Origin of the sequence: Bacteroides timonensis (assembly GCF_000513195.1) — a bacterium.
GTDB classification, from domain to species: Bacteria; Bacteroidota; Bacteroidia; order Bacteroidales; family Bacteroidaceae; genus Bacteroides; species Bacteroides timonensis.
The window spans coordinates 38,952-65,310 of record NZ_CBVI010000031.1; the positions used below are offsets into that span (position 1 = coordinate 38,952).

Here is a 26,359-nt window from a genome sequence, read left to right on the forward strand (position 1 = left end):
AAAAAGCTTATGAAAGAAGAAGATAACATATTGAAGAAGGTAGGGAAGGAAAATGTTTTCCGTGTTCCTGACGGATACTTTGAGAATCTTACTTCAGAGGTGATGAGCCGGCTTCCCGAAAAGGAAACACCTGCAATTATTAAGAGAGAACCTACGAAGTGGGAGAGAATTAAGCCATGGGTATATATGACTGCCATGTTTGCCGGCGCAGCATTGATTATCCGCGTTGCTTCTACTGACCGTACACCTGTTAACAACCGGATGGCGATGGACGAACCTGAAACCGAAGTTGTTTCTGATGAATATATCAGTGCAGTGCTGGATGATTCCATGCTGGATGATTATTCGCTGTATGTCTATCTCACAGACGCCGGTGCAGAGTGATGTGAGTAACAACTTAACTGTATGAGAAGAAAATGAAAAAGCTGATTGTTTTGTTTATTGTGATGTGCAGTTTCATCCCCTTGTCATGGGCTATGGACGGATGTAATCAACATTTGTCTCCTGACGAATTCCGTGCCAAGCAGAAAGCGTATATCACTGAAAAAGCCGGATTGACTAAGGAAGAAGCCGCTAAATTCTTTCCTGTTTATTTTGAATTACAGGATCGCAAAAAGCAACTGAATGATGAGGCATGGAACTTACTTCGTAAAGGAAAGGATGAAAAGACGACCGAAGCGCAATATAATGAGATTTTAGAAGGCGTATATGATGCCCGTATTGCTACCAACCGTCTGGAGAAAACTTACTATGAGAAGTTCAAGAAGATACTTTCGAACAAAAAGATATATTTAGTACAGCGTGCTGAAATGCGTTTTAACCGTGAGTTGCTGAAAGGGATGCATCATAAAGGTGGAGAACCTCAGAAACCGCAAGGAAAGAAAAGATAAATGAATTTTAGGAGCTTCGGCTCCTTTTTTCATCTATTGCCGATACATACGGCTGCGAAGAAGGTGTGTCATAATGCAGTACTATCTAAATTCTCCTCCTCCCGGGAGGAGGAGTACCCGTAGGGGGAGGTGGTAGGCGAATGCGTAAGTCTTTAGTATTTAAAGTTATATGTTTGTCTACCACCCCGCCCTTTGGGCACCCCTCCTCCCGGGAGGAGGGGAGCTTAAGTTACTTTCCAGTTTTGACACACCTTCTTCACTTGTATAAATGATGGCCTTCGCAGCCGCAAGTGTGAATCTTCGCAGTCCTATGCATTTGAGTTTTTATTTTTCCAGCTTTTTAGCTTCGTTCCAGAGGACATCCATCTCTTCCAGAGTCATATCATGCAGGTTTTTGCCTTCCTTGATGGTGTGCGCTTCCAGATAATTAAAACGGTTGATAAACTTCTGGTTGGTGCGTTCTAATGCATTATCCGGATTGATCTTGTAGAGGCGTGCGGCATTGATGAGGCTGAATAGTACATCCCCGAATTCGGCTTCTGCCTTGTCCTTATCCATATTGGCCACTTCTGCCTGAAACTCCTGGATTTCTTCTTTTACCTTATCCCACACTTGTTCCCGTTCTTCCCAGTCGAAGCCGACGTTGCGGGCTTTGTCTTGAATACGGTAAGCTTTGATGAGTGAAGGAAGGGCGGCAGGAACACCACTCAACACACTCTTGTTTCCACCTTTCTCTCTTAACTTCAGTTGTTCCCAGTTTTCGGAAACTTGTCCGGCAGTATCGGCTTTTACGTCACCGAACACATGGGGATGGCGGAAGATTAATTTCTCGCAAAGGTGGTCGCATACATCTTTCATGTCAAAATCGCCTTTCTCGGAACCTATCTTTGCGTAGAAAGCTACGTGTAGCAAGACATCTCCCAGCTCTTTGCAGATATCGTTTTTATCATCACGTATCAGGGCGTCACAAAGTTCATAAGTTTCTTCAATGGTGTTGGGACGCAAACTTTCATTAGTCTGCTTGCGATCCCAGGGACATTTCTCGCGAAGTTCGTCGAGTATGTCCAGGAAGCGTCCGAAGGCTTCCATCTGTTCTTTTCTTGTATGTAACATATCTTTATAGGGTTATTTATTGCAATGTGTATAATAGGATATAAGCAACCCGACTACTTCGGAGTAGTTCTTGCGGCCACTTTGTATCTTGTTTCCTTTCAGGTACAGGTCGTATATCCAGTCTTGTATATCTCCAATGAGTGGACTGTATTTCTCCGTCCAGTATTCCTGATTACTTTTAGCCAGTTCAATGATTTCGGGCCGTATCCGGTTGAAGAGCTCTTTGTATTCTTCTTCATCCATCAGTCGGCGGGCATTGACGAGTACGTGTCCCAGTACTGAAAAGTATCCGCAGAAACGGATACCTCGCGCTTGCGAACGGGTACAGACCTGATAAGCGTAGAAGTTGGCTTCCGCCTCGCTGGAAATGCCCAATAAATGTGCCAGTTCATGCGCATACGTGGCAGGATACTGTGAAGGGAGCAGATCTCCATTCAAGGTAAATTCGCAGAAGAAAGGTCCCATGCTACCGGTGACGCCCACCATGGAAATCAGTGGAGTGAAAAGCATTGTCTTCACCCGTGGGGATTTATGGAAAGGATGATGTACCCCCAGCGTATCACTGATCTGATTGTATCCGCGAACCGTTTCCCGGCGGATGAGGTCCTTGTTGATAGTGGTTACATCTACATACGATCCATTCAGTTTGTCAACGTAATCATCAACGAAGTTCCGGAAGTTTTCGGGAGTGTATGCAGTGTAAGGAATCTCTGTTCGCTGGTAGAAATTGGGCTGTGAATAATTAAGTCCCCAAGCCAGATAGAACCAGACGTATATCCATAACAGATATTCAATATCATTCAGTAAGATGCGTTTCCATTTTTTCTTCTGAAAGCGGCGGGCATAGACAGGGTAGAGGAGTACGCCCGCAATGCTGAGGGCTATGAATAAGTCGCCTATGGCAAAGGGAATGAGGCGGGAGAAAGACGAAAGAATATAGGCTATGACAGGATATACGCTGTGTGCATATATTTTTCCCATAGCCGGAATGAACTGTGTGGCCCAGACTACTAACAAGAGCGTGCATAGCACGATATAACGAATCTTCAGCTTATATTTCATCGCAAATTTATTTGAAAGGCAAAAATATACATTTATTAAATGTCACGTAAGAAATTTGCTTTATATTTGTCGTTCTCTGCACAGAAAGCGCCGGAGGGTGGCAAGATTTGAATTTAATTTAGTAATTTTGCGCCCGTTATTCGCGATAAAATAAATTATATACAGATTTAAAAGATATGGAATTAGCAAGTAAGTACAACCCTGCTGACGTAGAGGGAAAGTGGTACCAGTATTGGTTGGACCACAAATTATTCAGTTCAAAACCCGATGGTCGTGAGCCTTACACCATCGTCATTCCGCCCCCTAACGTCACCGGCGTGCTCCACATGGGACACATGCTTAATAATACCATTCAAGATATTCTGGTACGCCGTGCCCGTATGGAAGGTAAAAATGCCTGCTGGGTACCGGGTACTGACCACGCTTCTATCGCTACGGAAGCGAAAGTAGTAAATAAGCTGGCTGCACAAGGTATCAAGAAGACAGATCTTACCCGTGACGAATTCCTGAAGCATGCCTGGGAGTGGACAGATGAACATGGTGGCATCATCCTGAAGCAGCTGCGTAAACTCGGTGCTTCCTGTGATTGGGACCGCACCGCTTTCACTATGGACGAAAAGCGTAGTGAAAGTGTATTGAAAGTATTTGTAGACCTCTACAATAAGGGACTGATTTACCGTGGTGTACGTATGGTAAACTGGGATCCGAAGGCTTTGACTGCCCTTTCTGATGAAGAAGTTATCTACAAGGAAGAGCATGGCAAACTGTATTATCTGCGCTATAAAGTGGAAGGTGATGCGGAAGGACGTTATGCCGTGGTAGCTACCACCCGTCCTGAAACGATCATGGGTGATACCGCTATGTGTATCAATCCGAACGACCCGAAGAACGAATGGCTGAAAGGTAAGAAAGTGATCGTTCCTTTAGTAAATCGTGTTATTCCGGTAATCGAAGATGATTATGTAGATATTGAGTTCGGTACAGGTTGCCTGAAAGTAACTCCTGCGCATGATGTGAACGACTATATGCTGGGTGAAAAGTATAACTTGCCAAGCATCGATATCTTCAATGATAATGGTACATTGAGCGAGGCTGCCGGTCTTTATATCGGTATGGACCGTTTTGATGTTCGTAAACAGATTGAGAAAGACCTGGATGCTGCCGGCCTGTTGGATAAGGTGGAAGCCTATACCAATAAGGTAGGTTATTCCGAGCGTACCAACGTAGTTATAGAGCCGAAGCTTTCTATGCAGTGGTTCCTTAAGATGCAGCATTTTGCAGATATGGCATTGCCTCCTGTAATGAATGACGATCTGAAATTCTACCCTGCCAAGTATAAGAATACCTATCGCTACTGGATGGAGAACATCAAGGACTGGTGTATCAGCCGTCAGTTGTGGTGGGGACATCGCATTCCGGCATACTTCCTTCCGGAAGGTGGATATGTGGTAGCAGCTACTGAAGAAGAAGCTCTGAAGCTGGCAAAAGAGAAGACCGGCAATCCGGCCCTGACTTTGGAAGATCTTCGTCAGGATGAAGATTGTCTGGATACTTGGTTCTCTTCCTGGTTGTGGCCCATCTCTTTGTTTGATGGTATCAACAATCCGGGTAATGAGGAAATCGATTATTACTATCCGACAAGTGACCTGGTAACCGGTCCGGATATCATTTTCTTCTGGGTAGCCCGCATGATTATGGCAGGTTATGAATATGAAGGAAAGATGCCGTTCAAGAATGTGTACTTTACGGGTATCGTTCGTGATAAGTTGGGACGTAAGATGTCCAAGTCCCTCGGTAATTCTCCCGACCCGTTGGAACTGATTGAGAAGTTTGGTGCCGATGGTGTGCGTATGGGTATGATGCTTGCAGCTCCTGCCGGAAATGACATCTTGTTCGATGACGCTCTTTGTGAACAGGGACGTAACTTCTGTAACAAGATATGGAATGCTTACCGCTTGGTAAGTGGCTGGACTATTGATGACAGTCAGCCTGTGCCGGAAGCTGCAAGACTGGCATCGTTCTGGTTTGAATCCAAACAAAATGAGGTTGCTGCTGAGGTAGCTGATTTGTTTAGTAAATACCGTTTGAGCGAAGCTCTTATGGCTGTTTATAAATTATTCTGGGATGAATTCTCTTCCTGGTACCTCGAAATGATAAAGCCGGCTTATGGACAAGGTATCCACAGTTCAATTCATAGTGCTGCGATTTCTTATTTCGATAATCTGCTTCATTTGCTTCATCCGTTCATGCCGTTCATTACCGAAGAACTTTGGCAACAGATGTATGAGCGCGAAGAAGGTGAAAGTCTTATGGTATGTCCTTTGACAATAAATACCTATGTGGACGGTGAGACAGTTCGGCAATTCGAAGTAGTGAAGGAGGTGATCAGTAATGTTCGTTCTATCCGTTTGCAGAAAAACATAGCTCAAAAGGAAACGTTGGAATTGCAGGTTGTAGGCGAAAATCCGATTGCAGAATTCAATCCGGTTATCATGAAGATGTGTAATCTCTCGGCAATTGATGTGGTAGATACTAAAACCGAAGGTGCTGCTTCATTCATGGTAGGAACTACGGAATATGCCGTACCTCTGGGGAATATGATTGATGTAGAAGCAGAAATAGCCCGTATGGAAGCAGAATTGAAGCACAAAGAAGGTTTTCTGCAAGGCGTCATGAAGAAGCTGAGCAATGAGAAGTTTGTGAATAATGCTCCTGCCGCTGTCCTTGAACTGGAACGTAAGAAACAGGCGGATGCGGAAAGTATTATCAACTCTCTGAAAGAGAGTATTGCTGCGCTGAAGAAATAAGCCTTTTGGTCCGGGAGTTCTCCCGGACCTTTTACTATAAACGAATTAGCCCTTGCAATATCCGATTACTGCAAGGGCTAATTTATTTTTTATAAATCAAATGCTACTACTTTTCAAGCAGTTCTTTCAGAAAAGAATCCAACTCTTCATCCAGACCTTTCAGCAATTCTTCGTTTACAAGCAACGTGTCATCATCCATCAGCAGTAACTCTGCAATTGTTTCTTTTTCATCATCCACTAATACGAAAGAGTAAGGTTTCAGAATAGCCAGTTTGTCAAAGTCACCTCCGTTCTTCATGTTGTGGAGTAAGGTAGAAAGAATACGTTCTGCATTTTCGTAGAAATCATCTCCGTCATAAGTCATCCATTCTTCGATAGAGACACAAGCCAGATATTCGTCTTCGTCATCAAAGATGGATAATTCGCCGGAATTCTGGTTGGCTTGCAGATGGATGTCGGTCACAATGGTTTGCTCACAGCCACAAGTGTATTTGGCAACTGCCTGTTTAATGGTCTTTTCCAGGAGTGATAATGATGCTTGGCTCAGTTTCATAATAGATATTCTTTCTTAATGGACGTTCAAAGGTATAAAAAAAATAATTACCTCTGCATCATTTCTCTAAAAATCATTTTTAAATCTTTCCATTTGGGCGTTCAGCCGGGTCATTCCCTCCTTTCGCTCCTGCAATTCGTTCAGGTAGCGGGTTATTGCGAAGTAATTGGGGATATCCATGAGGTCCACGCCTTCCTGAGTTTTCTTCTCGTCTATTTTGTCTACATCGTATGCTACTTTCTGCGCTTTCAAGGCCCATTCTTCTGCTGTATGAATGCTGTCCTGCATTTCGTATCCTAAGGCAATGTTATAGGCGGCATACATTTTCTGCTTTCCTTTTTTCTTTTTCTCATAGGTTTGCTTCCAGAGTTCAATAGCCTTGTCCCAGTTCTCTTCGCGGACAAAGACTGCGGCATCACGCATATTTACGGAACCACCTGTAAAGAGATAGCGGGAAGCTGTTTTCCAATGTGGCAGTATATGGCTCACGGGGATAGTGCCGGCAAATTCGGAAGCCTCTCTCAGCATCTCTTTTTCACTGATGAGTCCTGCACCTGCCTGTGCCATACTGGGAGCTGCATGATCCCAGAAGATGCTGTCGCTGGCATTGACTGTCACCATTGGACCGTTGCGTTGGGGCAGATACACCTTTACGGTAGGATATACTTTCAGGTCAAGCGTACCTGCATATACTCCCCATTCCGGTAAATATTCGATTTTACGGATGGAGCGCATCTGTACGTTCTCCAAGGCTATCAGTAAGTCCGCACCCAGACTTTGGGTGAGCTTTTCCACTTCGTCTTTGCTAAGGGTGCTTTCGCGGGGAATCATATCATGGGCGCGCAAGGCAGAGTCGCAAATAATCACTTCATCGAAATAATTCTCGTTGGCAAGTGCCTCCGCCAGTGATTCCGTGGCGATTTTGCCATCCCCATTGAAATACTTTGTCTTGCGTGCTATTTCTGTCTCATCTTTTTTCTTCTCATCGTTTTCCTCCAGAATTAGCTTGTTATCCGGGATAGGAGGCATATTATTTACCACAGCTACGCGCCTGAGGGCGGACGGAAAGCTGACTTCCGCCGGCAACATATAGTCGATGGAGAGTTGCTCTATGCTTTGGCAACCGCTAAACAGCAGAACACAGCACACCAATAGTGAGTACGAATATTTAGTCATAAGCTTATTCTTTATCTAGGAATAACAAAAATACACTTTTGTATGGATATAGAAAAGCCTCCAACAGTTTTTAACCGTTGAAGGCTTTTATTAGTGATCACTTATTACATATTCTTCCCGTGGCAATTCTTGTACTTCTTACCACTTCCGCAAGGACAAGGATCATTACGTCCTACCGTCTTTTCCGCACGAATCGGTTCACGCTTCACTTGTTCGCGTGTGTCCTGTTGGGCGGCGGCCTGTTGGTTCGGATCGTTCAGATCTTGTTTCTGTTCGCGGTATTTGCTCATATCCTGCTTCTGTTCGGGAGCGGCCTGCTGAATTTCCTGCGGTTCCTGTACCGGGATTTGTCCGCGCATCAGGATAGAAACAGTCTGGTTATTGATCTTATCCACCATTGTATCGAACAGGTTTACAGACTCCAGCTTATAAATCAATAACGGGTCTTTCTGTTCGTAGCTTGCGTTCTGTACAGAGTGCTTCAGTTCATCCAGTTCACGGAGGTTCTCTTTCCATGCCTCGTCGATAACGTGCAGCAGGATAGACTTTTCAAACGCTTTTACCACTTCCTTACACTCGCTGTCGTAAGCGGCTTTCAGGCTGCAAGAGATGTTGTACATGCGCTTACCGTCCGTGATGGGGATAAGGATATTCTCGTACATGTGTCCCTGGGTTTCGTATACCTGCTTGATTACCGGATAAGCAACCTGTGCCATGCGGTCCGTCTTGCGCTTGAACTGTTCCATTGCTACATTGAAGGCTTCTTCAGCAAGCTTTTCCTTCTTTTCGTTACGGAACTGTTCTTCGTTGAAAGGCACTTCCATGGCAAGAGTCTGCAAGAAGTCCATTTTGCAGTTTTCGTAATCGGGAGCTTCAACGGCTGCGGCAACACGGTCCCAGATCATATTTACGATATCCATTCCGATACGTTCACCCATCAAGGCGTGGCGACGCTTGGTATAGACAACTGTACGTTGCTTATTCATCACGTCATCATATTCCAGCAAACGCTTACGGATACCGAAGTTGTTTTCTTCCACCTTCTTCTGTGCACGCTCAATGGAGTTGGAGATCATCTTGTGCTCAATCATTTCACCTTCCTTGAAGCCGAGACGGTCCATTACACCGGCGATGCGGTCGGAAGAGAACAGACGCATCAGGTCGTCTTCCAGTGACACGAAGAATACGGAAGAACCCGGGTCACCCTGACGTCCGGCACGTCCGCGCAACTGGCGGTCTACACGACGGGATTCATGGCGTTCGGTACCGATGATGGCCAAACCGCCCGCTGCTTTTACTTCCGGGCTCAGCTTGATGTCCGTACCACGACCGGCCATGTTGGTAGCGATGGTTACTGTTCCGCTCAAACCGGCTTTGGCTACGATGTCCGCTTCCTTCTGGTGCAACTTGGCATTCAATACGCTGTGCTCGATCTTGCGCATGGTCAACATCTTGCTCAGCATTTCGGAGATTTCTACGGATGTGGTACCCACCAGGACAGGGCGTCCGGCTTGTACCAGCTGTTCGATTTCTTCGATGACTGCTTTATATTTCTCGCGTTTCGTCTTGTAAACGCGGTCGTTCATGTCTTTACGGGAAATGGGGCGGTTGGTGGGGATCACCACTACATCCAGTTTGTAGATGTCCCAAAGTTCGCCTGCTTCCGTTTCGGCGGTACCGGTCATACCCGAGAGTTTGTGGTACATACGGAAGTAATTCTGCAACGTAATGGTGGCGAATGTCTGTGTGGCAGCTTCCACTTTTACGTTTTCCTTGGCTTCGATGGCCTGGTGCAGACCGTCGGAGTAGCGGCGGCCTTCCATGATACGGCCTGTCTGCTCATCCACAATCTTCACTTGACCGTCGATCACAACGTATTCGTCATCTTTCTCGAACATGGTGTAAGCCTTCAGCAACTGGTTGATGGTGTGTACACGTTCGGACTTGATGGCATAGTTGGTCATCAGTTCATCTTTCTTCGCCAGACGTTGTTCGTCTGTCAGGCTGGTTTCGTTTTCCAGTTCGGAAAGCTGTGCGGCGATGTCGGGCAATACGAAGAGGGTAGGGTCTTCCGAGTTACCGGTGATCAGGTCCACACCTTTATCTGTCAGGTCTACACTGTTCAGCTTTTCTTCGATGACGAAGTACAACGGGTCGGTAGCTTCGTGCATACGTTTGTTGTTCTGCTCCATGTAGATCTCTTCGGTCTTCAGCATACCTGCCTTGATACCTTGCTCACTCAGATATTTAATCAATGCCTTGTTTTTGGGCAGTGCCTTGTGGCTGCGGAACAAAGCAAGGAAACCTTCTTCCTGATCTTTCTTGTCGCCGGAAGCAATCAGGCGCTTGGCATCGGCAAGATACTGGGTAGCCAGTTTCTTCTGTGCTTCCACCAGACGTTCTACGAGCGGACGCAATTGCTCGAACAACTGGTCCTCACCTTTGGGGACGGGACCGGAAATAATCAACGGAGTACGGGCATCGTCAATCAATACAGAGTCCACCTCATCGACGATGGCGTAGTTGTGCTGGCGCTGTACGAGGTCTTTGGGGCTGATGGCCATATTATCACGCAAGTAGTCGAAACCGAATTCGTTGTTCGTACCGAAGGTGATGTCTGCCAGATAAGCCTGACGGCGTGCGTCGGAGTTGGGCTGATGTCTGTCGATGCAGTCTACACTTAAACCGTGGAACATATAGAGCGGGCCCATCCATTCGGAGTCACGTTTGGCCAGATAGTCATTTACGGTCACCACATGTACACCGTTTCCGGTCAGTGCGTTGAGGAATACGGGGAGGGTAGCCACCAATGTCTTACCTTCACCCGTTGCCATTTCGGCAATCTTACCTTTATGCAATACGACGCCACCGAACAACTGTACATCGTAGTGTACCATGTTCCAGACAATTTCCGTACCGCCTGCTTGCCAGTGGTTTTGCCAGATGGCTTTGTCGCCTTCAATGCGTACGAAGTCTTTCGTGGCAGCCAGGTGACGGTCGAAGTCGGTAGCCGTGACTACGATTTCTTCATTTTCAGATAAACGTTTGGCAGTTTCTTTCACAATGGAGAAAGCTACCGGCAGTACTTCTTCAAGAGCTTTTTCGTAAGTTTCCAGTATGTCCTTTTCTATCTTATCTATCTGCGCGAAAACTTCTTCACGGTTTTCCAGTTCGATTTCTTCGATACCAGCTTTGAGTTCTTCCACCTTGGCGCGTTGGTCGGCGGCAGAATTGCGGATATATTCTTTCAGTTCTTCTGTCTTGGCGCGTAAGGCGTCGTTATCGAGTTTGGCAACTTCCGGGTAAGCGGCTTTGATTTTGTCCACCCACGGCTGAATTTCTTTCATGTCGCGTGTGGATTTGTTGCCGAAAATCGAGCTTAAAAATTCATTAAATCCCATTTTATATCTATTTTTATTATTATTTACTAAGTTGATTGAGTGCGCAAAGTTACTGATTTTTATACAGATTACACATTTTTGCGCTGTTTATTTGATGCGGACTTTCACCACAGAGGGCATAGAGTTTCACTGAGTTTTCTTTCTTCAATTAATGAAGGAAGTCTATTGGTCATTAGAGGTATAAAAACTCTGTGAAACTCTGTGTGCTCTGTGGTGAATAAACCTCAGAAATTCAGTGGAGTCTCTGTGCAAGCATTCGGAGCGCGGATGCGCATCACACTTGACAGGGTGGGGGCAACGCGGGTAATATTGACGGGAACCCGGATTGTTTCGGGCTTCACTCCACCGCCCAGGAAGATGAGCGGGGCAGGAATATTGGCATGACGTACCACGCGGTTATCGGTGGCATTTTCTTCCACGATAGTCCAGCCGGGCAATACGTCTATCAGTAAGTCGCCCGAACGTTTGCGATGAAAGCTGTTCCGGGCAAGTTCTATCTGGGGCGACCAGGGACCCAGCAGCAGGCGGTGGGCTGAATACGCCTCGTTCACTCCGCTGAATTGTATCAGGAAGTCAGCGGACTTGTCTTGAATTTCCGCCAGATTCAGCTGCTTGTTCTCTATTAATTTATGGTTGAGGTAAATTTGCTGGTTGTGATAAGTCTCTACGTACTGTCCTTCGCCATACGTGGCCATGAGATACATGTTCAGCAGGGTGGCGCAGCGATTCAGGTAGAATTCCCCGCCGGGGATGCGGTACAGGCCGAGATCGGGAGCTTCCGGATCGGCATAGCCCGTAGAGGTGATGCAGAAGAGGACGTTGTGCAGACCTACTTTGCGGTCGATGAGGTCGAGCAGTGCGGCAATGCTGCGGTCGAGGCGTACATACGTGTCCTGCATTTCCATGGCACATTCCTGTGTACTCTTGTGGTTGTAGTTTCCGGCGTAATAGGTCAGTGCCAGCAGGTCGGGTATCTCATCTTTGGCGATGGTGCTCTTTTCCAGAAGTTCTTCTGTCAGCAAGTTCACTTCGTCGTTGATGAACGGGCTGGTGAGCAGTCGGCGGAATTTATTGCGTCGTTCGCTGTCGAACTTATATTTGAAGGGCTGGTCCCGCCATTCGGGAAGGAATGTATATTTGTTAATGGGGTATGTCGGTTCCCATACCATGTCGCGGATGCGGAAGTCGGGTGATTTCCGTTCGTTGTATTGGCTTACCCACCACGGGAACTCGCTGTAATATGTAGTGCTGCACCATTTGCCTGTATTCTCGTTCAGCCAGAAAGCACCGTTTCCGGTATGTCCGGCAGCCAGTACGGCCGCGTCGCGCGAGGGGGCGATGGCATACACCAGGCCTTTGTTGCGGGTGGCTACTTTCAGTTCGTCGGCGATGGTAGAGGTCAGTAATTGGGAGGGAGAAGAGTTTTCGTCGGTGAAGTTGCCCATAAATGCGCCATCGTCCACGCAATTCACGGGGCGCAGGGTGCTTGCATCCATCCAGTACTGGGATATGATGCCGTTCATCGAAGGTGTCGTGCCGCTGTAGATGGCAGCGATGGCAGAAGCGCGGTCTGTTCCGTTGAAAGGGAATTCGGTCTGGTAGAACACTTTCCCTTCGCGCATCAGTCTTTTGAAACCTTTCTCTCCGTAGAGGGTTGAGAATGCTTCCATATAGTCGGTGCGCAGTTGGTCAATCGTCAGCGTAACCACTAATTTTGGTGTGGCAGGCAGCGGTTGTGCTTGCAGACCGGTGAAAGTAAGTGCGAGTATGGAAGTAATCAGTCCCTTTTTCATTTATCTCTTTTTCAATGTCAAAATAAGATTGCTTGCTGAACGTACCAGCAAACAAAGTGCCAAAGGTAATACAGCTAAGTCAATTCTTTGCGGTATTATCGCCCAAAGCAGTATAAAAAGTGTTAAAACAACGCAATTCGTCCTCATGTACCGGCTTTTCTGCCGTTTTCTCACCTTATTTATCATCCACGGGAGGCAAAATAAGTGCAGGGGATGGAATACGAACAGCAGGTAATTGGGGCTTACTGCGGGGTGTTGGGAGATCAGGGTGAGGAAGGCGAGGATGCACCCGGCTATTCCGGCACAGAAGAACAGGATTAGGTCGAGTCCCCAGAGAGTTTTCCCTCGGCGGATGCCGTAGATGGTAGCGGCTGCCACCAGCACAAACAGCAGCAGGGCCGATTGCATCGGGGTGATTCCTCCGGAGCGGTGGTCGGCATCAGTCAGTCCGGTTGCCACTATTTTTTCTTCGGAGGATACGAGGGGACGTGCCTGACCTTCGTTGTCTACGATCCGGGCTGTGCGGAAGAAGTCCTGCACATAGAAGGGGACGAACATCATCAGTCTTCGGTTGATGGGTTGGTCGGCTTTGCTGCCCATGCATAGGTCCATGCCGAAGCGTGACCACGGATGACCTTCACTATATTTATGCAGCAAATCGCGGAAAGTGACTCCCGTGTCGGTATCGGTCATATTGTCAGCATACTGCAAGGTACCGTCGATGGCGGCCTCTATCTGGTCGCGCGGACGGGTGGCGCAGTTGTCGTAGAAGAAGTTATAGCGATATATGCGGTTTTCGGGCCGGTAGTTTTCCTGAAGCAGGTTGAAGAGGTGTTCTTTTTCTGCTTGGGTGAGGTTCAGGGTCTGTTGCCAGACGTCCCGTCCCAGATAGTTGTACTCGGAGGCGAAGTGCTCGTAATTGGTTACGCCCAGTTGATAGTCCGTCTCTCCCAGGGCGAAGCGGAAGATGAAGTTGGGGGCGTTGAAATTGAACATACCGTAGTTGAAGACAGCGTCAATGCCCCGGGTGAAGTTTTCGTAACGGATGGCGGTGTGGCCGAACAGGGAATAGATTTCCCCACCCGAGGCGCAGGTCAGCAGGCTGATGCGGATAGAGTCGGGGGTAGCCTCTTGCGGCGTTTGCGGCTGGGCGGAGGCCGTGGACGGGCAGAGGAGGCAGAGGAGGAAATATATGAGAATGAGTAAGTTTCTTTTCATGCTGCAAAGTTATAAACTTGAAAATTCTGAATAGGTGAGAATACGAGTCTGTAAATGAGTCTCTAAGACTAATAAGTCTTTGTCTCCGGTCAGAATATAGTCAGCGTGTACTGTTTCGGCTAAAGATAGTAGGTATAAATCTTTTGCATCTCTGATAGGTGATTGGGCTTTGGTCTTTATCGATACAAAATGGCAATATACATCCATTATTTTTAAAGTGTCCCAAATGTCTTGTTCGAATATGTATTTACGTATTTTCCCTCGCTGAGATACATCTTTAAATTCTTGTATCAATTCATCACACACATATACTGTAATATCAGGATTAGTCAGTAACTTTTTTAATAAGGATGACCTTTTGCCTATTAAAAAAGAAATCCAAAGATTGGTGTCGACAATTATTTTCATTTACGGTATCTTACAGCATTTATCTCTTCCATAATATCTTCATCAGACAATTGAACTTTAGTGGGACGTTTTGATATGTAGTTTTTCAATAAACTTTCTTTGGTTTCAATAGACCATCCCATTTTTTTTGCCAATTCCTTAAAGAATTTCATGTCTGCTTTCGGAATGTTAAGATAAACACTTTGTATTGTAGTTTCCATATCCTTCTGCTTTTTAGTTTTCACAAAAGTACATGTTTTTAAGTTAGAACGCAATGAAAAGATAGTTAATTCTTAGCGTAATCTATCTCTCTACACGGCTTTCTTTAGTAAAGATCAACCACTCACACTGAAAATCCTACAAAATATCGTCATTTAAAAATGATTAACGTAAGGAAATTGCATATTTATTAACAGTTGGCTACATTTGCAACACTCTCTTCTCATGCAAGCTATAAGAACGATTGGGGGCACCCCTATGCTGATGAGTATTTGGAGAAAGGCAGAACTATTGATTATTAACCTGTTAAAACAAAATGAAGAGCCTCAAAATCGTATCTTATGTTTACTCCTTTGACCATCGCCATCTTCAGTGGTGCATTGTCCCCTTCCAGTCTGGAGGGGCAGCATTACATTTCTGCACGGCTTCAGCAAGCCACGTGGAAACTGAAAGATGTGTCGGGGGAGTCGGGCGAGTTGACGGGGCGATTGAGGGAAATATTATCCGATTGGCACGTTGACCTGCCTTACCCTTCTTTTGATTTCCTACCGTCGGCATCCCATTTCCCGGATTTCAATGCCACTGCTGCCCTCTGCCGCTTGAGGGTGGAAGAGATGGAGTATACCCTGAATGTACTTTATTGCGAGGAGCAATCTACTGTCCGCTATCTTTTTTACAGTACCCTTCTTCGTGTCGAGGCCCAGTGGTTGAAATTGTTGCTGAAAGAGAAAATCAGCCAGTTGCGTTCCGACACTGATGCACGTCTGCTGCTGTGCGAAGTGCTCGAAGAGGTGTATAACACCGGGGTGTTGGTGGACGAAGCCTCTCGCAGAGGGTTTTCGGCTGAGTTGTGCGGACAGTTGAAGGGGGCATTGGCTTCACTATATCTGGAACTGACTATAAATTTCGGGCATTTGTTGCAGCGTGCTGATTATATGGGTTATCGGTATCTGTTCAACGATGCCCGTTACTTTCATCCTGTCCACGAGTGCGAGGTACTGAAGTATGATATTCTGCAAGCCGGAAATCAGGTGAAGCGTTTGGTCAGTATGGATATCACCGAAAGGTGTGAGTCAGATGCTATGCAACTTTATGACGATTTGGTGACACTGCTTGCCAGGATCAAGTTATATTCGTATACCGAAGCCTGTCTGTGGCAGGGTGTTGTAGCGCTTGAGAATTTCCTTTTCCTTCTTCTCAGCCGTTGCCGGTCCGATGATAAGATTCCTTACAGTCAGCTTGTTGACGAGCAATGGATGAGGACTCGCCTGAACGACCTGTGCAACGATCAGTATGCCGGTCATTTGCATTACAACGAAGGCCGGGGTGCCTCGCAGTGGACCCTCAGAAAGCTGAATGAACCCTGCCTGGGATTCCTGAGTCCGCTTGTTGCGTATGAGGCGAGCCTTCCCCGCATGCTGCGCGGCTATCTGCAGAGCAGACGGGAGCTTTACGATCAGAACTATTCGCGTCCTTTCATTTCCATTTTGCCCGATGAGAAGCTTTCCATCCCGCTTTCGCGTCCGCTGGCGGTCCAGTTGCCCGATATGGGTGAAGTACATACGCTTCTGGCATTTCTGCACAAAGCGCCAGGCACCAGAGGGGTATGCCTGATGAGTCCCGAACATGTTCAGTGGCTGGAAGATGATTTCCTGTCTTTTTTGCAGAGCGGTCAGATTTCGCTGGCTCACAAGAACAGGGTGAAAATCCTGAAAGGGTATGTAGAGGTGCTTTACGGCCTTTTCTTTTATTACCAAAAGCACAGGGGTGGCGATAAGAAGAATTATGCGATTTTCCTTGTCTCAATGCTGGATGTGGATGCACAGCCCGAAAATCTGGTGAGTAACTATAAAAGGTATATAGAAGCCTACGAAGCATTTGTCAGTAAAGAGAATCTTCGCCTCATTTCCTGACGAGTCGTTGACGAAATCAGATCGTCAACGATTTTTTTTTATCACAAAGTAACACGGGGGGAGTTCATTCAAAACCGGAAAGTAATAAGTTAAATGCTAATTTAATGTACTTTCTTTTGCCTTGATGCAAAAGAAAGATACCAAATAAAAAATCAAGGCTGCACTTCCGGAGCTACTCCGGTAGTATTTTCAGCTAAAGGGCAGGAACTGGCTACGCTCAAACAGACTGCCCTTCTTAACGCTGAAAACACTACCTTCGCTTAATGCCCCTACAGTGAGGCCGGGAGACCATGTGGGTGAGAGTGCCGGATGTAATAATGCGCAGCCGCTTCCACAGCGCAGCTCTCGGGCATAGGCGTAGGTGGGTAAGCGGAGGTGCTGTCAGTCACAGGTAAGGGGCGATTGTCTGAGCGTAGCGAGTTCGAGCCCCGGCTGTGCATGGCAGTATCGGAGTAGCACCGAAGACTCAGCCCGGGTCCTTTCTTTTTGATACTTTTTCTTTCGGACAAGCGAAAGAAAAAGTATAAGATAAATTCCCATTTAACTCATAACCCGACAGTTTTGAATGAATTTCCCGACAGCTTACTCTATTCTTAACTCTGACGATCTATCTCGTCAAGCTCACGTCATTTCAAACTCTTTTTCCTTTGCCACCGAATCAAAGGAAAAAGAATATGATACAGAATCTACTATTTTCAGAGCAACTGGAGCAGATGCGCGATCATCTGCTCAGCTTGGCGCGTTTGCTGGAGCGTGCCGGAGTGAAAGCCCGTCCAGAGATTGCCCGGGGGTGGGTGGACGGACAAGAGGTGATGGATGCGTTGCACATCAGCCAGCGTACCCTGCAAAACCTGCGCGACAACGGGACACTGGGGTACACCATTTTGGGTAAGAAATACTTCTATCGCATTCAGGAGATTGATGACCTGTTGCGAAACAACTATGTGATGTACAAACTCAGTGCATGGGGCAAGGAAGACGAGAATACTGCAACCGATGATAGGGAAGGGGGTGACAGATGAAACGCTTCAGCTTTTTTCTGGCTCCCGTCAGTAACGTCGTACCCCATAAGACGGTGGGGATGGAGCAAATCTACAATGTGATCCGGGGCGATTATTACCGTGCAGCTACCGAAGAGCTGCGCCGCCTGATGCAGGAGGAACGAATCACGCAGCGTGATGTGCAACGTTTCAAGGCGAGAAACTTTGACTATGCCACCTTCAGCGGAGAGTTCAGCCGTCGACGCGAAGATGCCCTGTTGGCGCATAGCGGACTGCTCTGCCTTGACTTCGATCATGTCACTCAGTGGCAGGGTGGCGGGCATTTGCAAGGTGTCTATGGGTTGCGCTATGCTTTGATGCACGATACTTCGGTAGACACTGCCCTGCTTTTCCGAAGTCCGGGTGGTGACGGGCTGAAGTGGGTGGTTCCCGTCGACCTGGAACAGGGTACGCATGCCGATTGGTTCGAGGTTTTGTCCTATTACGTGTCGCGCAATTATGGGGTAGAACCCGACCCTTCAGGGCGCGATATCGCACGTGCCTGCTATCTGCCTTGGGATCCGGAAGTGGTGATGTTTTAAGTAAGAAGGGAGGAGGAGTTAAATCATAAATTATAAATTATAAATCTTCACATGTCAAAACAGAAATTTAATCTAGGTGAGTGGCGTCGTGACACCACTCTTGCTCCTCGTGACGAGGTGGAAATCGTTATTTCACGCATTGAGACTGCAAATCTTGATATAACTTCGGCCTATGGTGACTGGCGCGACCTGGGGTTTGCGTTGTCTCAGGGGCTAGGCGAGGAGGGGCGTGCCTTCTATCATCGCCTGAGCCGTTTCTATAGTGGATATCAGCATGCAGAAACCGACAAGCAGTATACGGCTTGCCTGCACTCGCGTGGACACGGCATCACATTGAACACCTTCTTCCACCGGGCAAAGCTGGCGGGAGTGGATATCAATACCCGTCCGTTGCCAAATTGCCATGTTGCCAAATTGCCAAAGGCGAAGGACGTGGCAATATCCCCCGCTGCCGGAGCGGATCAGACGCCTCCGGGCGATGATTTCCCCACTTTCCCCGACGAAATCTATGCCTCCATGCCCCGCCTGCTTTCCGATGTCTGCTCTTACGGCATTTCGGCCGAAGACACGGATATGCTGTTGCTGGGTGCCCTTACGGTGCTTTCCTCTTGCCTGACGCAAGTGTCGGGCATCTATGGGCAGCGGCAAGTCTATCCGAACCTTTACTTGTTTGTCGGGGCGCAGGCTTCGGCGGGTAAGGGGCGGCTGACGCTGTGCCGTCATCTGGTGGACGTGGTGCATGCCGACCTGCGCCGGCAGAACGTCCGCGAGTGGGAGGAATATCACCGTGAAAAGTCCCTCTACGAAAAGAACAAACGGAAGGAAGGAGGTGAAGAACCGCGCCAACCGCCCGTCAGGATGCTTTTTATTCCTGCCAACAGTAGTGCCACAGCCCTCTTCCAGACATTGAACGACAACGAAGGACAGGCCTTGATGTTCGAGACTGAAGGCGACACGCTGACCACCACTTTCCGCAGCGAACACGGCAACTACAGTGACGGTCTGCGCAAAGCCTTCCATCACGAGACCATTGCTTACAATCGTCGGAAAGACCGTGAATATGTGGAAATCTCGATGCCTCGCCTTTCGGTGCTGCTCAGCGGAACGCCCCGCCAGATAGGGGCGCTCATCCCTGATGCCGAGAACGGGCTTTTTTCCCGCTTCCTCTTCTACAGCCTCCCCCTGCGTCCGGTGTGGAACGATGTGTTTGCCTGCAACGGGGAGGATACGCTGGATAGCTGTTTCCTTCGGTTGGGAGGCCGTTTTTTTCAATTCTATTCACGTCTGAAGAAAGCGGGTCCCTTGCGCTTCACGCTCACCGCTACACAACAGGTGGAGTTCAACCGTTTTTTCAACTCTATGCAACGACAGGGACTCCAGTGTTTTGGTTCCGATATGCTGGCTTCTGTACGTCGTCTGGGGTTGACGGCCTACCGCATTTGCATGGTGTTCTCTTCACTGCGGCTGATGGACTATGAGGGAGACACTCCGCTGCCGGCCACCCTTTGTTGCCGTGATGATGATTTTCGCACCACGCTCCTGATGATGGAGGTGTTGCTGCATCATACGGGACTGGCATATAAAGGATTGCAGGCTGATGCCAAGTCTGCGCCCCACCGGGCCACCGTCTCCGAAGGAGATCAGCGCGAACATCGGTTGCTTCAGTTATTTCAGGGACTGCCGGAGGCTTTCAATCGTGCGGGTTATCAGGACGTGGCGCGCGCGGTGGGGATTCCTGTCCGTACGGCCGACCGCTACATCATTGAACTGTGCAATCAGGGGCTTTTGTTGAAGTTGGATCATGATGCGTATGGAAAAGCGGGAAAGTGATTGGGGCTGAATTACGTCCGGTTCGTGTCTGAACCGTGTCCGGTCCGTATCAGGTCCGTAGTATCTCCGTAGTCTATAGGTACGGAGCTGCTACGGACTTGCTACGGACTTGCTACGGACTTGCTACGGAGGTGGTACGGAGAAGCTATGGAGGTATTATGGAAATGCTACGCATCGAATACACAGATCCTGGCTTGTAATATAAAAATAATGTTCTTACCTTTGTCTGTTAATATTGGGGTTTTCAGGCAATAATACTATGAAGGAACTACTATTACAAGCTGCGCTTGATGCCGGTCATTCCGACGCTACGCCATCCGACCTCTGCCGATGGTTGGTATCCCTTACGGGGAATCCTGCCACAGGATCGGGGAGTTTTGCTCCGAAACTCTATTATACGCCCTGTCCCGGGGTACTTGAAGTGTGGCTGAAAGACGCTCCGGAGCAAAAGGAAAGAAGCGTGGTTTGCTACAGGCGTCTCTCTTTCCGTCCGTTTCCCCCGGTGTCTGCCTCTTCTCCTTCTGCCTCTTCCGATTGTAGGATTGCGGTGGAAGTGCTGTCTGCAAAACAAATATATATCGGTTTTCCTATGTCCGAAATGGGACTTGTGGGCGCTTCGCCCGCTCTGGTAGTTACAGGCGGATGGGTGATGCCCTATGAGGCGCTCAGTCCGGTGCAGATAGGCCATCTGGACTCTGCTTATGCGGTGCTTACCCCTGCTTTGTCTGCCCGCCTGAATTGTTCCGGCTGTGTGGAACAGCGCATATCCGCCCCATCCGGCCCTTATGAAGCTTTGTGGCATGAAGTGGAAGGGCTGCTGGCGCGTTTTTTTCCTTCGGGTGGGACGGTTTCCGGCTGTCCCCTTCACTTGTCACTCCATCCGGCCGATGTGCCTGCCTACCGTTTGCGGTGTATCGGAACGGAACATGGTCTGTTACAGTTCGGGATGTCGGCTGTAGATGCTGATCCCCGCGCCGGCTTTTGCCGTTACGGTGCCTGTCTGCCCGGGCGGTGCCACTCTCTTACCCTCACCATGCTCTATCCGAGGGGGCAACTGGATGCTGCCCGCCGCCTTTTCGGTCTTTTCTCCCCACTAGCTTCTCTTATAGCCGTGATGCCTGTAGGCAGCATGGACCGGTGGATACCCTATGATGCGGATGAACGTGCCATCGACCAATTGACACAGGCACTCTATACGCAGCCTGTCACGGATGTTCCCGCCGCTTTCAGGCTCTATTGCCTGGTAGTTCCCTCGGGAGGGGCCGCCGCTCCATTGATGGGGTGGCAACTATCGGTTCGCCTGCGCAGGTTGGTGCTTTCCTTGGGGGCGCTCTATGTGGGAGCCATTCCGTTGCATGCCGTCAGTTCCGGGGACTTCGGCAGATACCTGCCCTCTGTGGCTTCGCGCTTGCTGGTGCAGATGGGTGGCATGCCGTGGATGCCCCGCCACTTTGCTTCACAGGACACCGACCTCATTGCCGGATTTTCTTACTCACGTCCTTCGCGATGTTTCGAGCTTTTCAGTGCGGTTACTTTCTACAACGATCCTTCCCGGGGTTGTTGCTTCGATCTCTGCAAGGCTGAAGAAAAGTTTTCGCTGTTTTTTTCTTCGCGCTTCAGGAGGGCTTACGAACAGTTTCTGACCGACCACCGTGATAGCCCTCCCCAGCGTTTGGTGGTTTATTGCCATCGGGATCTTCCGACGGAGCCTCTGCTGTCTCTGGTTCGCTGGATGGTTCCGTATTCGGAAGTTGTACCGGTGGTGCTGGCACAAGTGCGGCGTACGTCGAGGGCTATGCTCCGTCACTATGCTCCCGATGCTCCCGGCTGTATGCCTCCTGCGGGAACCGTTCTGGGCTGTGCCGATGATACTTTCCTTCTTTTCTGCCGTGATTTCCGCCCGGCATCCGATTCCTCTCACGCTTTTTATCCTTATCCGTTGGAGGTCAGGCTCAATCGTCTTTGTGCCGATGGCAGTCTGCAACCATTGCCATCGGCCGAAGCGGACGGTGTGCTGGTGCAAGCCTTCCAGCTTGTTCGGGCCAATCCGGCGTGTGTGGACGGCAGCCCTTTGCCTCTCGTTCTGTCGCACACCGACCGCTTGTTGCGCCATCGTTGCCAGGAGTGGCAGCTTGAAATGGCGGACCGCATTGCCATGGAATGAGTCCGGTGGCAACGTGGCAACGTGGCAATTTGGCAACCAACTGTGCAAAACGACGCAAAACGACGCAAGAATCACACGCTTTTAAAATCACCCTTCTTTACTGCTTACCTTTGCTTCAGGCTGAACGGCAAAAGCTCCTGCATCGCCGTGCCGCTGCAGAGGCATCGTTCCTGCTTGTGGTTGCCTGTCTTCTTCAGCCCTGAGACTTGGTCGCATTGACCGGTCCTGATCCCTAAATAAAACATACGATTATGGGAGAAATTAAAAGAGGAATCCTTGGCGGATTCAGTGGAAAAGTGGGTACCGTAGTGGGTAGTACCTGGAAAGACGTGAGTTATATGCGTGCGCTGGCCATCAGTGTCAGTAACCCCCGCACCCCGAAACAACAGACACAGCGCGGCAAGTTTGCCATGAGCATGACCTTCCTGCGCGCTATCATTCCTTATGTTCGCGTAGGTTATCATCCTTATGCCAAGGGGCGCACGGCTTTCAACGCAGCCATGTCCTATATCCTGCGTCATGCCATCACCGGTTCGGCTCCTCAGCTCGCTGTGGATTATGAACGTGTGCTGGTGGCTCGTGGCACCCTGATGCCTGTCTTCAATGCTTCGGCTGCCTTGGCCGATGGCAAGCTGACCCTGACGTGGAAGGACAACAGCAAGATGGGCGACGCCCTGGCTACCGACCAGGCTATGCCGCTGGTCTACAACAAGGAGAGCGGTGAGGCCTACTACGATCTGGAAGCTGCCACCCGCGCCGACGGCACTCTACAGTTGACGTTGCCCGAAGGCTGGGACGACGCGGCGCTGGCCGTTTACCTTGCTTTCCGTAGCGAAGACGGTAGCCATGTCACCAACAGCATTTGCCTGAAGGATGACGCTTACGAAGGCAGCGGTTCGGGCGGCAATGCCGGAGGCGACGACAAGCCGGGCGGCGGCGGTCTGGATGAGAATCCGTTGGGATAGAATCTGAAGCCTGAGGCTTCGGAAATTAAGAATTAAGAATTAAAAATTAAAGGCTGCGCAGCTATTTATCATTAATTATTTAAACAGCTATTTATCGTGAGAAAGATAAACTATATCGTGGTGCATTGTAGCGCCACCCGTGAAGATCGTCCTTTTTCGGTGGAAGCCCTTCGTGCGGAGCACCTCCGTCGCGGTTTCCGGGATATCGGTTACCACTACTACATCCGCCGTGACGGTACGGTGGTGAATACCCGTCCCCTCGCCCTTGTGGGGGCGCATGTCAAGGGGATGAATGCTCATTCGGTAGGTATCTGCTATGAGGGCGGTCTGGATGCTGAAGGCAGGCCGAAGGATACCCGTACGCCGGAACAGCGCAGTGTCCTGCGCCTGCTGGTGCATCAGTTGCTGCGCCGCTTCCGGGGCGATGTGCGCGTCTGCGGGCATCGCGACCTCAGTCCGAATCTGAACGGGGATGGGCTGATAGAGCCGGAAGAGTGGGTGAAGGAATGTCCGTGCTTCGAGGTGAGGAAGGAACTATGAGAATAGGACTCAATTTTCGCATGTAGGCTTTCAAGCTCCCTGTGAAACTTGAATTAAGAATTGAAAAATGAAAGCTGGTGGAAAGGAGGTGTTTTTATAATGGCAATCAAGAAATCCGTTTGGAGTATGGTCTTGAAGGTGGCTATGGCAGTACTGACAACAATAGCCGGAGTACTGGGAGTTAATGCGATGACAGTGTAACGCCATCCACGGGGTGCGTCAATATTAATTTTTTTGGCGCACCTCTTCATTATTTGATTTTAGAAATCTAAAAAAAACTAACACGATATGAATAAGAAAATTATAACTATGCTTGCTTTGCTGCTGGCTCCTTTCATCGGGACTTTCGGCCAGCACATGCCCTTAGCCAATGTCCCCAGTCCCGAAGTTGCCGGATTGGGAGAATACGGCACGGTTCCCGTAGGGCTTTATACCGGAGTTCCCGACATTTCCGTACCGCTGCACGAAATGAAGGTAGGCGGACAGTCGTTTCCTCTAACGGCCGCCTATCATCTGGCCTCGGTAAAACCTCAGATGCAGGAAGGTTGCCTGGGGATCGGCTGGAGTTTGCGGACGGGCGGATATATCAGCCGCTCAGTGAACGGGCTGTATGACGAGAAGATGCATGCTGACGGATATGCACCCGGATATTATGCAAATGCGTACCGACTGAAGGGTATGACCAACGAGCAGTTTTCAGCCGCTACTAAGAATATCCGTTCCAGTGACGGTACTAACACCTATTATGAATTGGTTGCCGATGAGTTCTCTTTCAACTTCTACTGGGGCGTTTGCAGCAGGAGAAGCGTAACGGAAACTCTTCTTTGTTGTCCACATATGCCTATAATGTACGTTCTTGGCTTACGGGAATCATGGGTCAACGTTTCTCCCAAAGCCTGTACTACAATGCGGACGGACTGAATGCCACGAAATGCTACAACGGTAATATCAGTAGCATGACGTGGAAATCCGGTAACGAAAGCACCCTGCGTTCCTATGTTTTCACCTACGACCTCCGGAACCGCCTGCAGGATGCAGTTTATGGAGAGGGAAGTTCCGGATGGAGCAACCTGAACGGTTTTACTGAACAAGTGACGGGATATGACAAGAACGGCAATATCCTGGAACTGAAACGTTACGGGCAGACGGGCTCAGGCACTTATGGCCTGATTGACAACCTGACCATAACTCTTAACGGTAATCAATTGAAGACAGTAAATGATGCAGTTACAACTGCAGCATACAATAGCGGCTTTGAGTTCAATGACGGCTCCAAAGTTGCAACAGAGTATGCTTACGACCTCAACGGAAACTTAACCGAAGATTTAAATAAGAATATCAACAATATTCAATATAATTGTTTAAATTTGCCAGGTCAGGTTACATTCTCGGATGAAAGCACGATAACCTATACTTATGATGCGGACGGGGTGAAGCTCCGCGCAGTGCATAAGATAGGCGGTACTACCACCACGAAGGATTACTGTGGCAATGTGATCTATGAAAACGGCACGGCTAAGTGTCTGTTGACTGAAGGCGGTTACCTCTCTCTGGGCGATAAGAAATATCATTATTACTTGCAGGACCATCAAGGAAACAACCGTGTGGTTGCCTTGCCGGATGGAAGTGTGGAGGAAACGAATCATTATTATCCTTTCGGAGGTGTGTTTGCAAGTACTGGAAATGTGCAGGCCTATAAATATAACGGCAAGGAACTAGATGCGAAGAAGGGGCTGAACTGGTATGATTATGGGGCGAGAATGTATGATCCGGCACTGGGAAGGTGGCATACGGTTGATCCTTCAAGTGAAAAGTATTATGGAGTGGGCCCCTACGCGTACTGCGATAATACCCCTGTGAAGAATGTAGATTTAGATGGCAGAGATTGGTATCTTCATCGTGAAACGGGTGAGCTGTATTTTAACTCAAGTATGAATCAGGAGGAGATTGAATATAATAACAGATCGTATGCTCGGATAGGTGGAAATGATATGTTAGGAGATATGCAAGACATAACAGAAAAGGCGTATAAATTTGATGAATCATCATCCCTGGCCGAAAATAACGGTTATTCTATTAATCCGACTCAAGAAATTAAGTCTGAGGTTTCCAGAGAACAACCTTACTCTACGGGAAAGAAGACTATTACTGTTACTACTGGTGAGGTCGAAATTATAAATGAACAGTATGGAATATTTCCTGCAAATAAAACAAGGAGGATAAGTGTAAAGACTAATTCTTTGTTTACTAAGAAAGTTTCGAAAATGGATATATTAGACGGTATTTTAACTGGTAGCAAAAAGACTGATGAAATAAAGAGAAATTATTATACTTATGGTACCTCCACTTCGGGAAATGAAGCTCAAAGAGTTTTAGGAAATATTTATGGTGTTGCGGAAACAATTATGACTGGTAAACATGATTATCGTAATGTGACTATTTATAAAGATTGGAATGCTTATTCAAAGGCTCATAAAGGAAATGGTAGAATGTTAAAATATAGGAGATAACTTATGAAAAAGATATATTTATCATTGAGTATCTTATTTTTTATTCAGGTAGATTGTTTGGCTCAGTCTTTTCTTCCTGACGAGAGTGATATAATGAGTTATGAAGAAATTCTAAATTTGTATCCTAAGTCATTGATATCTCATCTTCCAGCAAAAATAGATGGAATGAATATTGAATTTTTACATTTATCTTCTCCTTTAGCAGGACGATTTCTAAGTTATATTCATTTGGTGTT

At 48.1% G+C, this 26,359-nt stretch carries 22 protein-coding genes and 1 pseudogene; 14 read left to right on the top strand and 9 right to left on the bottom strand.

All coding sequences use genetic code 11. The features are described from left to right. The first annotated feature begins 9 nt into the window (after nucleotides 1-9). Both BN161_RS07900 and BN161_RS07905 read left to right on the top strand, forming a co-directional pair. Nucleotides 10-384 carry a hypothetical protein gene (locus tag BN161_RS07900; protein WP_044264690.1) on the top strand — a complete coding sequence of 125 codons (375 nt, stop codon included), beginning with the start codon at nucleotides 10-12 and terminating at the stop codon, nucleotides 382-384. Between the two features lie 32 nt (nucleotides 385-416). Then, nucleotides 417-890, top strand: a complete 474-nt coding sequence (locus BN161_RS07905; RefSeq protein WP_044264692.1) for a hypothetical protein — start codon at nucleotides 417-419, stop codon at nucleotides 888-890. Nucleotides 891-1,214: 324 nt separating this feature from the next. On the opposite strand, the gene mazG is transcribed toward BN161_RS07905, so the two are convergent. Further along, nucleotides 1,215-2,003, bottom strand: coding sequence for a nucleoside triphosphate pyrophosphohydrolase (gene mazG / locus BN161_RS07910; RefSeq protein WP_044264695.1), 789 nt, complete (start codon nucleotides 2,001-2,003; stop codon nucleotides 1,215-1,217). 12 nt (nucleotides 2,004-2,015) lie between these two features. Continuing rightward, nucleotides 2,016-3,065: a DUF3810 domain-containing protein gene (locus BN161_RS07915; protein ID WP_044264698.1), complete on the bottom strand. Its 1,050-nt coding sequence runs from the start codon at nucleotides 3,063-3,065 to the stop codon at nucleotides 2,016-2,018. Nucleotides 3,066-3,241: 176 nt separating this feature from the next. Between BN161_RS07915 and BN161_RS07920 the strand changes: the two genes are divergently transcribed. Beyond that, complete coding sequence (locus BN161_RS07920; protein ID WP_044264701.1) at nucleotides 3,242-5,872, top strand: valine--tRNA ligase; 2,631 nt, start codon at nucleotides 3,242-3,244, stop codon at nucleotides 5,870-5,872. Nucleotides 5,873-5,978: 106 nt separating this feature from the next. Here BN161_RS07920 and BN161_RS07925 read toward each other — a convergent pair whose 3' ends face one another. The 7 genes from BN161_RS07925 to BN161_RS07955 form a co-directional block, all read right to left on the bottom strand. Next, nucleotides 5,979-6,425, bottom strand: coding sequence for a hypothetical protein (locus BN161_RS07925; protein WP_044264703.1), 447 nt, complete (start codon nucleotides 6,423-6,425; stop codon nucleotides 5,979-5,981). A gap of 66 nt (nucleotides 6,426-6,491) precedes the next feature. Continuing rightward, nucleotides 6,492-7,601, bottom strand: coding sequence for a DUF6340 family protein (locus tag BN161_RS07930; protein WP_044264706.1), 1,110 nt, complete (start codon nucleotides 7,599-7,601; stop codon nucleotides 6,492-6,494). A 104-nt stretch (nucleotides 7,602-7,705) separates the two neighbouring features. Then, nucleotides 7,706-11,002 (bottom strand): preprotein translocase subunit SecA, encoded by a 3,297-nt coding sequence (gene secA, locus BN161_RS07935; RefSeq protein WP_044264709.1) that lies wholly within the window; start codon nucleotides 11,000-11,002, stop codon nucleotides 7,706-7,708. Nucleotides 11,003-11,226: 224 nt separating this feature from the next. Further along, nucleotides 11,227-12,795, bottom strand: coding sequence for an alkaline phosphatase family protein (locus tag BN161_RS07940; protein WP_044264712.1), 1,569 nt, complete (start codon nucleotides 12,793-12,795; stop codon nucleotides 11,227-11,229). Next, the gene (gene lnb / locus BN161_RS07945) at nucleotides 12,796-14,013 is read right to left on the bottom strand and encodes a lipoprotein N-acyltransferase Lnb (protein ID WP_044264713.1); all 1,218 of its coding nucleotides are present in this window, start codon (nucleotides 14,011-14,013) and stop codon (nucleotides 12,796-12,798) included. Between the two features lie 9 nt (nucleotides 14,014-14,022). Further along, nucleotides 14,023-14,421, bottom strand: a complete 399-nt coding sequence (locus tag BN161_RS07950) for a putative toxin-antitoxin system toxin component, PIN family (RefSeq protein ID WP_044264714.1) — start codon at nucleotides 14,419-14,421, stop codon at nucleotides 14,023-14,025. Further along, complete coding sequence (locus BN161_RS07955; RefSeq protein WP_044264723.1) at nucleotides 14,418-14,621, bottom strand: hypothetical protein; 204 nt, start codon at nucleotides 14,619-14,621, stop codon at nucleotides 14,418-14,420. The genes BN161_RS07950 and BN161_RS07955 overlap by 4 nt, the downstream gene beginning before the upstream one ends. 339 nt (nucleotides 14,622-14,960) lie before the next feature. On the opposite strand from BN161_RS07955, the gene BN161_RS07960 reads away from it, so the two are divergent. The 11 genes and pseudogenes from BN161_RS07960 to BN161_RS28515 all read left to right on the top strand — a co-directional run. Next, nucleotides 14,961-16,532 carry a hypothetical protein gene (locus BN161_RS07960; RefSeq protein WP_044264715.1) on the top strand — a complete coding sequence of 524 codons (1,572 nt, stop codon included), beginning with the start codon at nucleotides 14,961-14,963 and terminating at the stop codon, nucleotides 16,530-16,532. A gap of 674 nt (nucleotides 16,533-17,206) precedes the next feature. Beyond that, nucleotides 17,207-17,554: a helix-turn-helix domain-containing protein gene (locus tag BN161_RS28020; RefSeq protein WP_052356212.1), complete on the top strand. Its 348-nt coding sequence runs from the start codon at nucleotides 17,207-17,209 to the stop codon at nucleotides 17,552-17,554. Next, entirely contained in the window at nucleotides 17,551-18,114 is a 564-nt protein-coding gene (locus BN161_RS07970; protein WP_052356213.1) for a BT4734/BF3469 family protein, read from the top strand. The genes BN161_RS28020 and BN161_RS07970 overlap by 4 nt, the downstream gene beginning before the upstream one ends. 51 nt (nucleotides 18,115-18,165) lie before the next feature. Further along, nucleotides 18,166-19,944, top strand: a complete 1,779-nt coding sequence (locus BN161_RS07975; RefSeq protein ID WP_044264716.1) for a DUF3987 domain-containing protein — start codon at nucleotides 18,166-18,168, stop codon at nucleotides 19,942-19,944. A gap of 259 nt (nucleotides 19,945-20,203) precedes the next feature. Continuing rightward, nucleotides 20,204-22,108, top strand: coding sequence for an argonaute/piwi family protein (locus tag BN161_RS07980; protein ID WP_125910776.1), 1,905 nt, complete (start codon nucleotides 20,204-20,206; stop codon nucleotides 22,106-22,108). Nucleotides 22,109-22,359: 251 nt separating this feature from the next. Beyond that, a complete protein-coding gene (locus BN161_RS07990) occupies nucleotides 22,360-23,073 on the top strand; it encodes a DUF6266 family protein (RefSeq protein ID WP_044264719.1) in 714 nt (237 codons plus the stop codon). Between the two features lie 96 nt (nucleotides 23,074-23,169). Then, nucleotides 23,170-23,613 (top strand): N-acetylmuramoyl-L-alanine amidase, encoded by a 444-nt coding sequence (locus BN161_RS07995; RefSeq protein ID WP_044264720.1) that lies wholly within the window; start codon nucleotides 23,170-23,172, stop codon nucleotides 23,611-23,613. A 99-nt stretch (nucleotides 23,614-23,712) separates the two neighbouring features. Then, entirely contained in the window at nucleotides 23,713-23,814 is a 102-nt protein-coding gene (locus tag BN161_RS29760; protein ID WP_394332286.1) for a smalltalk protein, read from the top strand. 87 nt (nucleotides 23,815-23,901) lie between these two features. Next, the gene (locus BN161_RS29385; protein ID WP_052356214.1) at nucleotides 23,902-24,534 is read left to right on the top strand and encodes a hypothetical protein; all 633 of its coding nucleotides are present in this window, start codon (nucleotides 23,902-23,904) and stop codon (nucleotides 24,532-24,534) included. Beyond that, on the top strand, nucleotides 24,486-26,123 hold the full coding sequence (locus tag BN161_RS08000) for an RHS repeat domain-containing protein (RefSeq protein ID WP_125910777.1): 1,638 nt from the start codon (nucleotides 24,486-24,488) through the stop codon (nucleotides 26,121-26,123). Before BN161_RS29385 ends, BN161_RS08000 begins: the two co-directional genes overlap by 49 nt. A gap of 3 nt (nucleotides 26,124-26,126) precedes the next feature. Continuing rightward, nucleotides 26,127-26,359: pseudogene (locus BN161_RS28515) on the top strand (hypothetical protein); the annotation flags it as partial.

Excerpts from the sequence above, each read along its gene's own strand:
- BN161_RS07900 (WP_044264690.1), top strand. The coding sequence starts at position 10 with ATGAAAGAAGAAGATAACATATTGAAGAAGGTAGGGAAGGAAAATGTT.
- BN161_RS07905 (WP_044264692.1), top strand. The coding sequence starts at position 417 with ATGAAAAAGCTGATTGTTTTGTTTATTGTGATGTGCAGTTTCATCCCC.
- mazG (WP_044264695.1), bottom strand. The coding sequence starts at position 2,003 with ATGTTACATACAAGAAAAGAACAGATGGAAGCCTTCGGACGCTTCCTG.
- BN161_RS07915 (WP_044264698.1), bottom strand. The coding sequence starts at position 3,065 with ATGAAATATAAGCTGAAGATTCGTTATATCGTGCTATGCACGCTCTTG.
- BN161_RS07920 (WP_044264701.1), top strand. The coding sequence starts at position 3,242 with ATGGAATTAGCAAGTAAGTACAACCCTGCTGACGTAGAGGGAAAGTGG.
- BN161_RS07925 (WP_044264703.1), bottom strand. The coding sequence starts at position 6,425 with ATGAAACTGAGCCAAGCATCATTATCACTCCTGGAAAAGACCATTAAA.
- BN161_RS07930 (WP_044264706.1), bottom strand. The coding sequence starts at position 7,601 with ATGACTAAATATTCGTACTCACTATTGGTGTGCTGTGTTCTGCTGTTT.
- secA (WP_044264709.1), bottom strand. The coding sequence starts at position 11,002 with ATGGGATTTAATGAATTTTTAAGCTCGATTTTCGGCAACAAATCCACA.
- BN161_RS07940 (WP_044264712.1), bottom strand. The coding sequence starts at position 12,795 with ATGAAAAAGGGACTGATTACTTCCATACTCGCACTTACTTTCACCGGT.
- lnb (WP_044264713.1), bottom strand. The coding sequence starts at position 14,013 with ATGAAAAGAAACTTACTCATTCTCATATATTTCCTCCTCTGCCTCCTC.
- BN161_RS07950 (WP_044264714.1), bottom strand. The coding sequence starts at position 14,421 with ATGAAAATAATTGTCGACACCAATCTTTGGATTTCTTTTTTAATAGGC.
- BN161_RS07955 (WP_044264723.1), bottom strand. The coding sequence starts at position 14,621 with ATGGAAACTACAATACAAAGTGTTTATCTTAACATTCCGAAAGCAGAC.
- BN161_RS07960 (WP_044264715.1), top strand. The coding sequence starts at position 14,961 with ATGTTTACTCCTTTGACCATCGCCATCTTCAGTGGTGCATTGTCCCCT.
- BN161_RS28020 (WP_052356212.1), top strand. The coding sequence starts at position 17,207 with ATGATACAGAATCTACTATTTTCAGAGCAACTGGAGCAGATGCGCGAT.
- BN161_RS07970 (WP_052356213.1), top strand. The coding sequence starts at position 17,551 with ATGAAACGCTTCAGCTTTTTTCTGGCTCCCGTCAGTAACGTCGTACCC.
- BN161_RS07975 (WP_044264716.1), top strand. The coding sequence starts at position 18,166 with ATGTCAAAACAGAAATTTAATCTAGGTGAGTGGCGTCGTGACACCACT.
- BN161_RS07980 (WP_125910776.1), top strand. The coding sequence starts at position 20,204 with ATGAAGGAACTACTATTACAAGCTGCGCTTGATGCCGGTCATTCCGAC.
- BN161_RS07990 (WP_044264719.1), top strand. The coding sequence starts at position 22,360 with ATGGGAGAAATTAAAAGAGGAATCCTTGGCGGATTCAGTGGAAAAGTG.
- BN161_RS29760 (WP_394332286.1), top strand. The coding sequence starts at position 23,713 with ATGGCAATCAAGAAATCCGTTTGGAGTATGGTCTTGAAGGTGGCTATG.
- BN161_RS29385 (WP_052356214.1), top strand. The coding sequence starts at position 23,902 with ATGAATAAGAAAATTATAACTATGCTTGCTTTGCTGCTGGCTCCTTTC.
- BN161_RS08000 (WP_125910777.1), top strand. The coding sequence starts at position 24,486 with ATGGGTCAACGTTTCTCCCAAAGCCTGTACTACAATGCGGACGGACTG.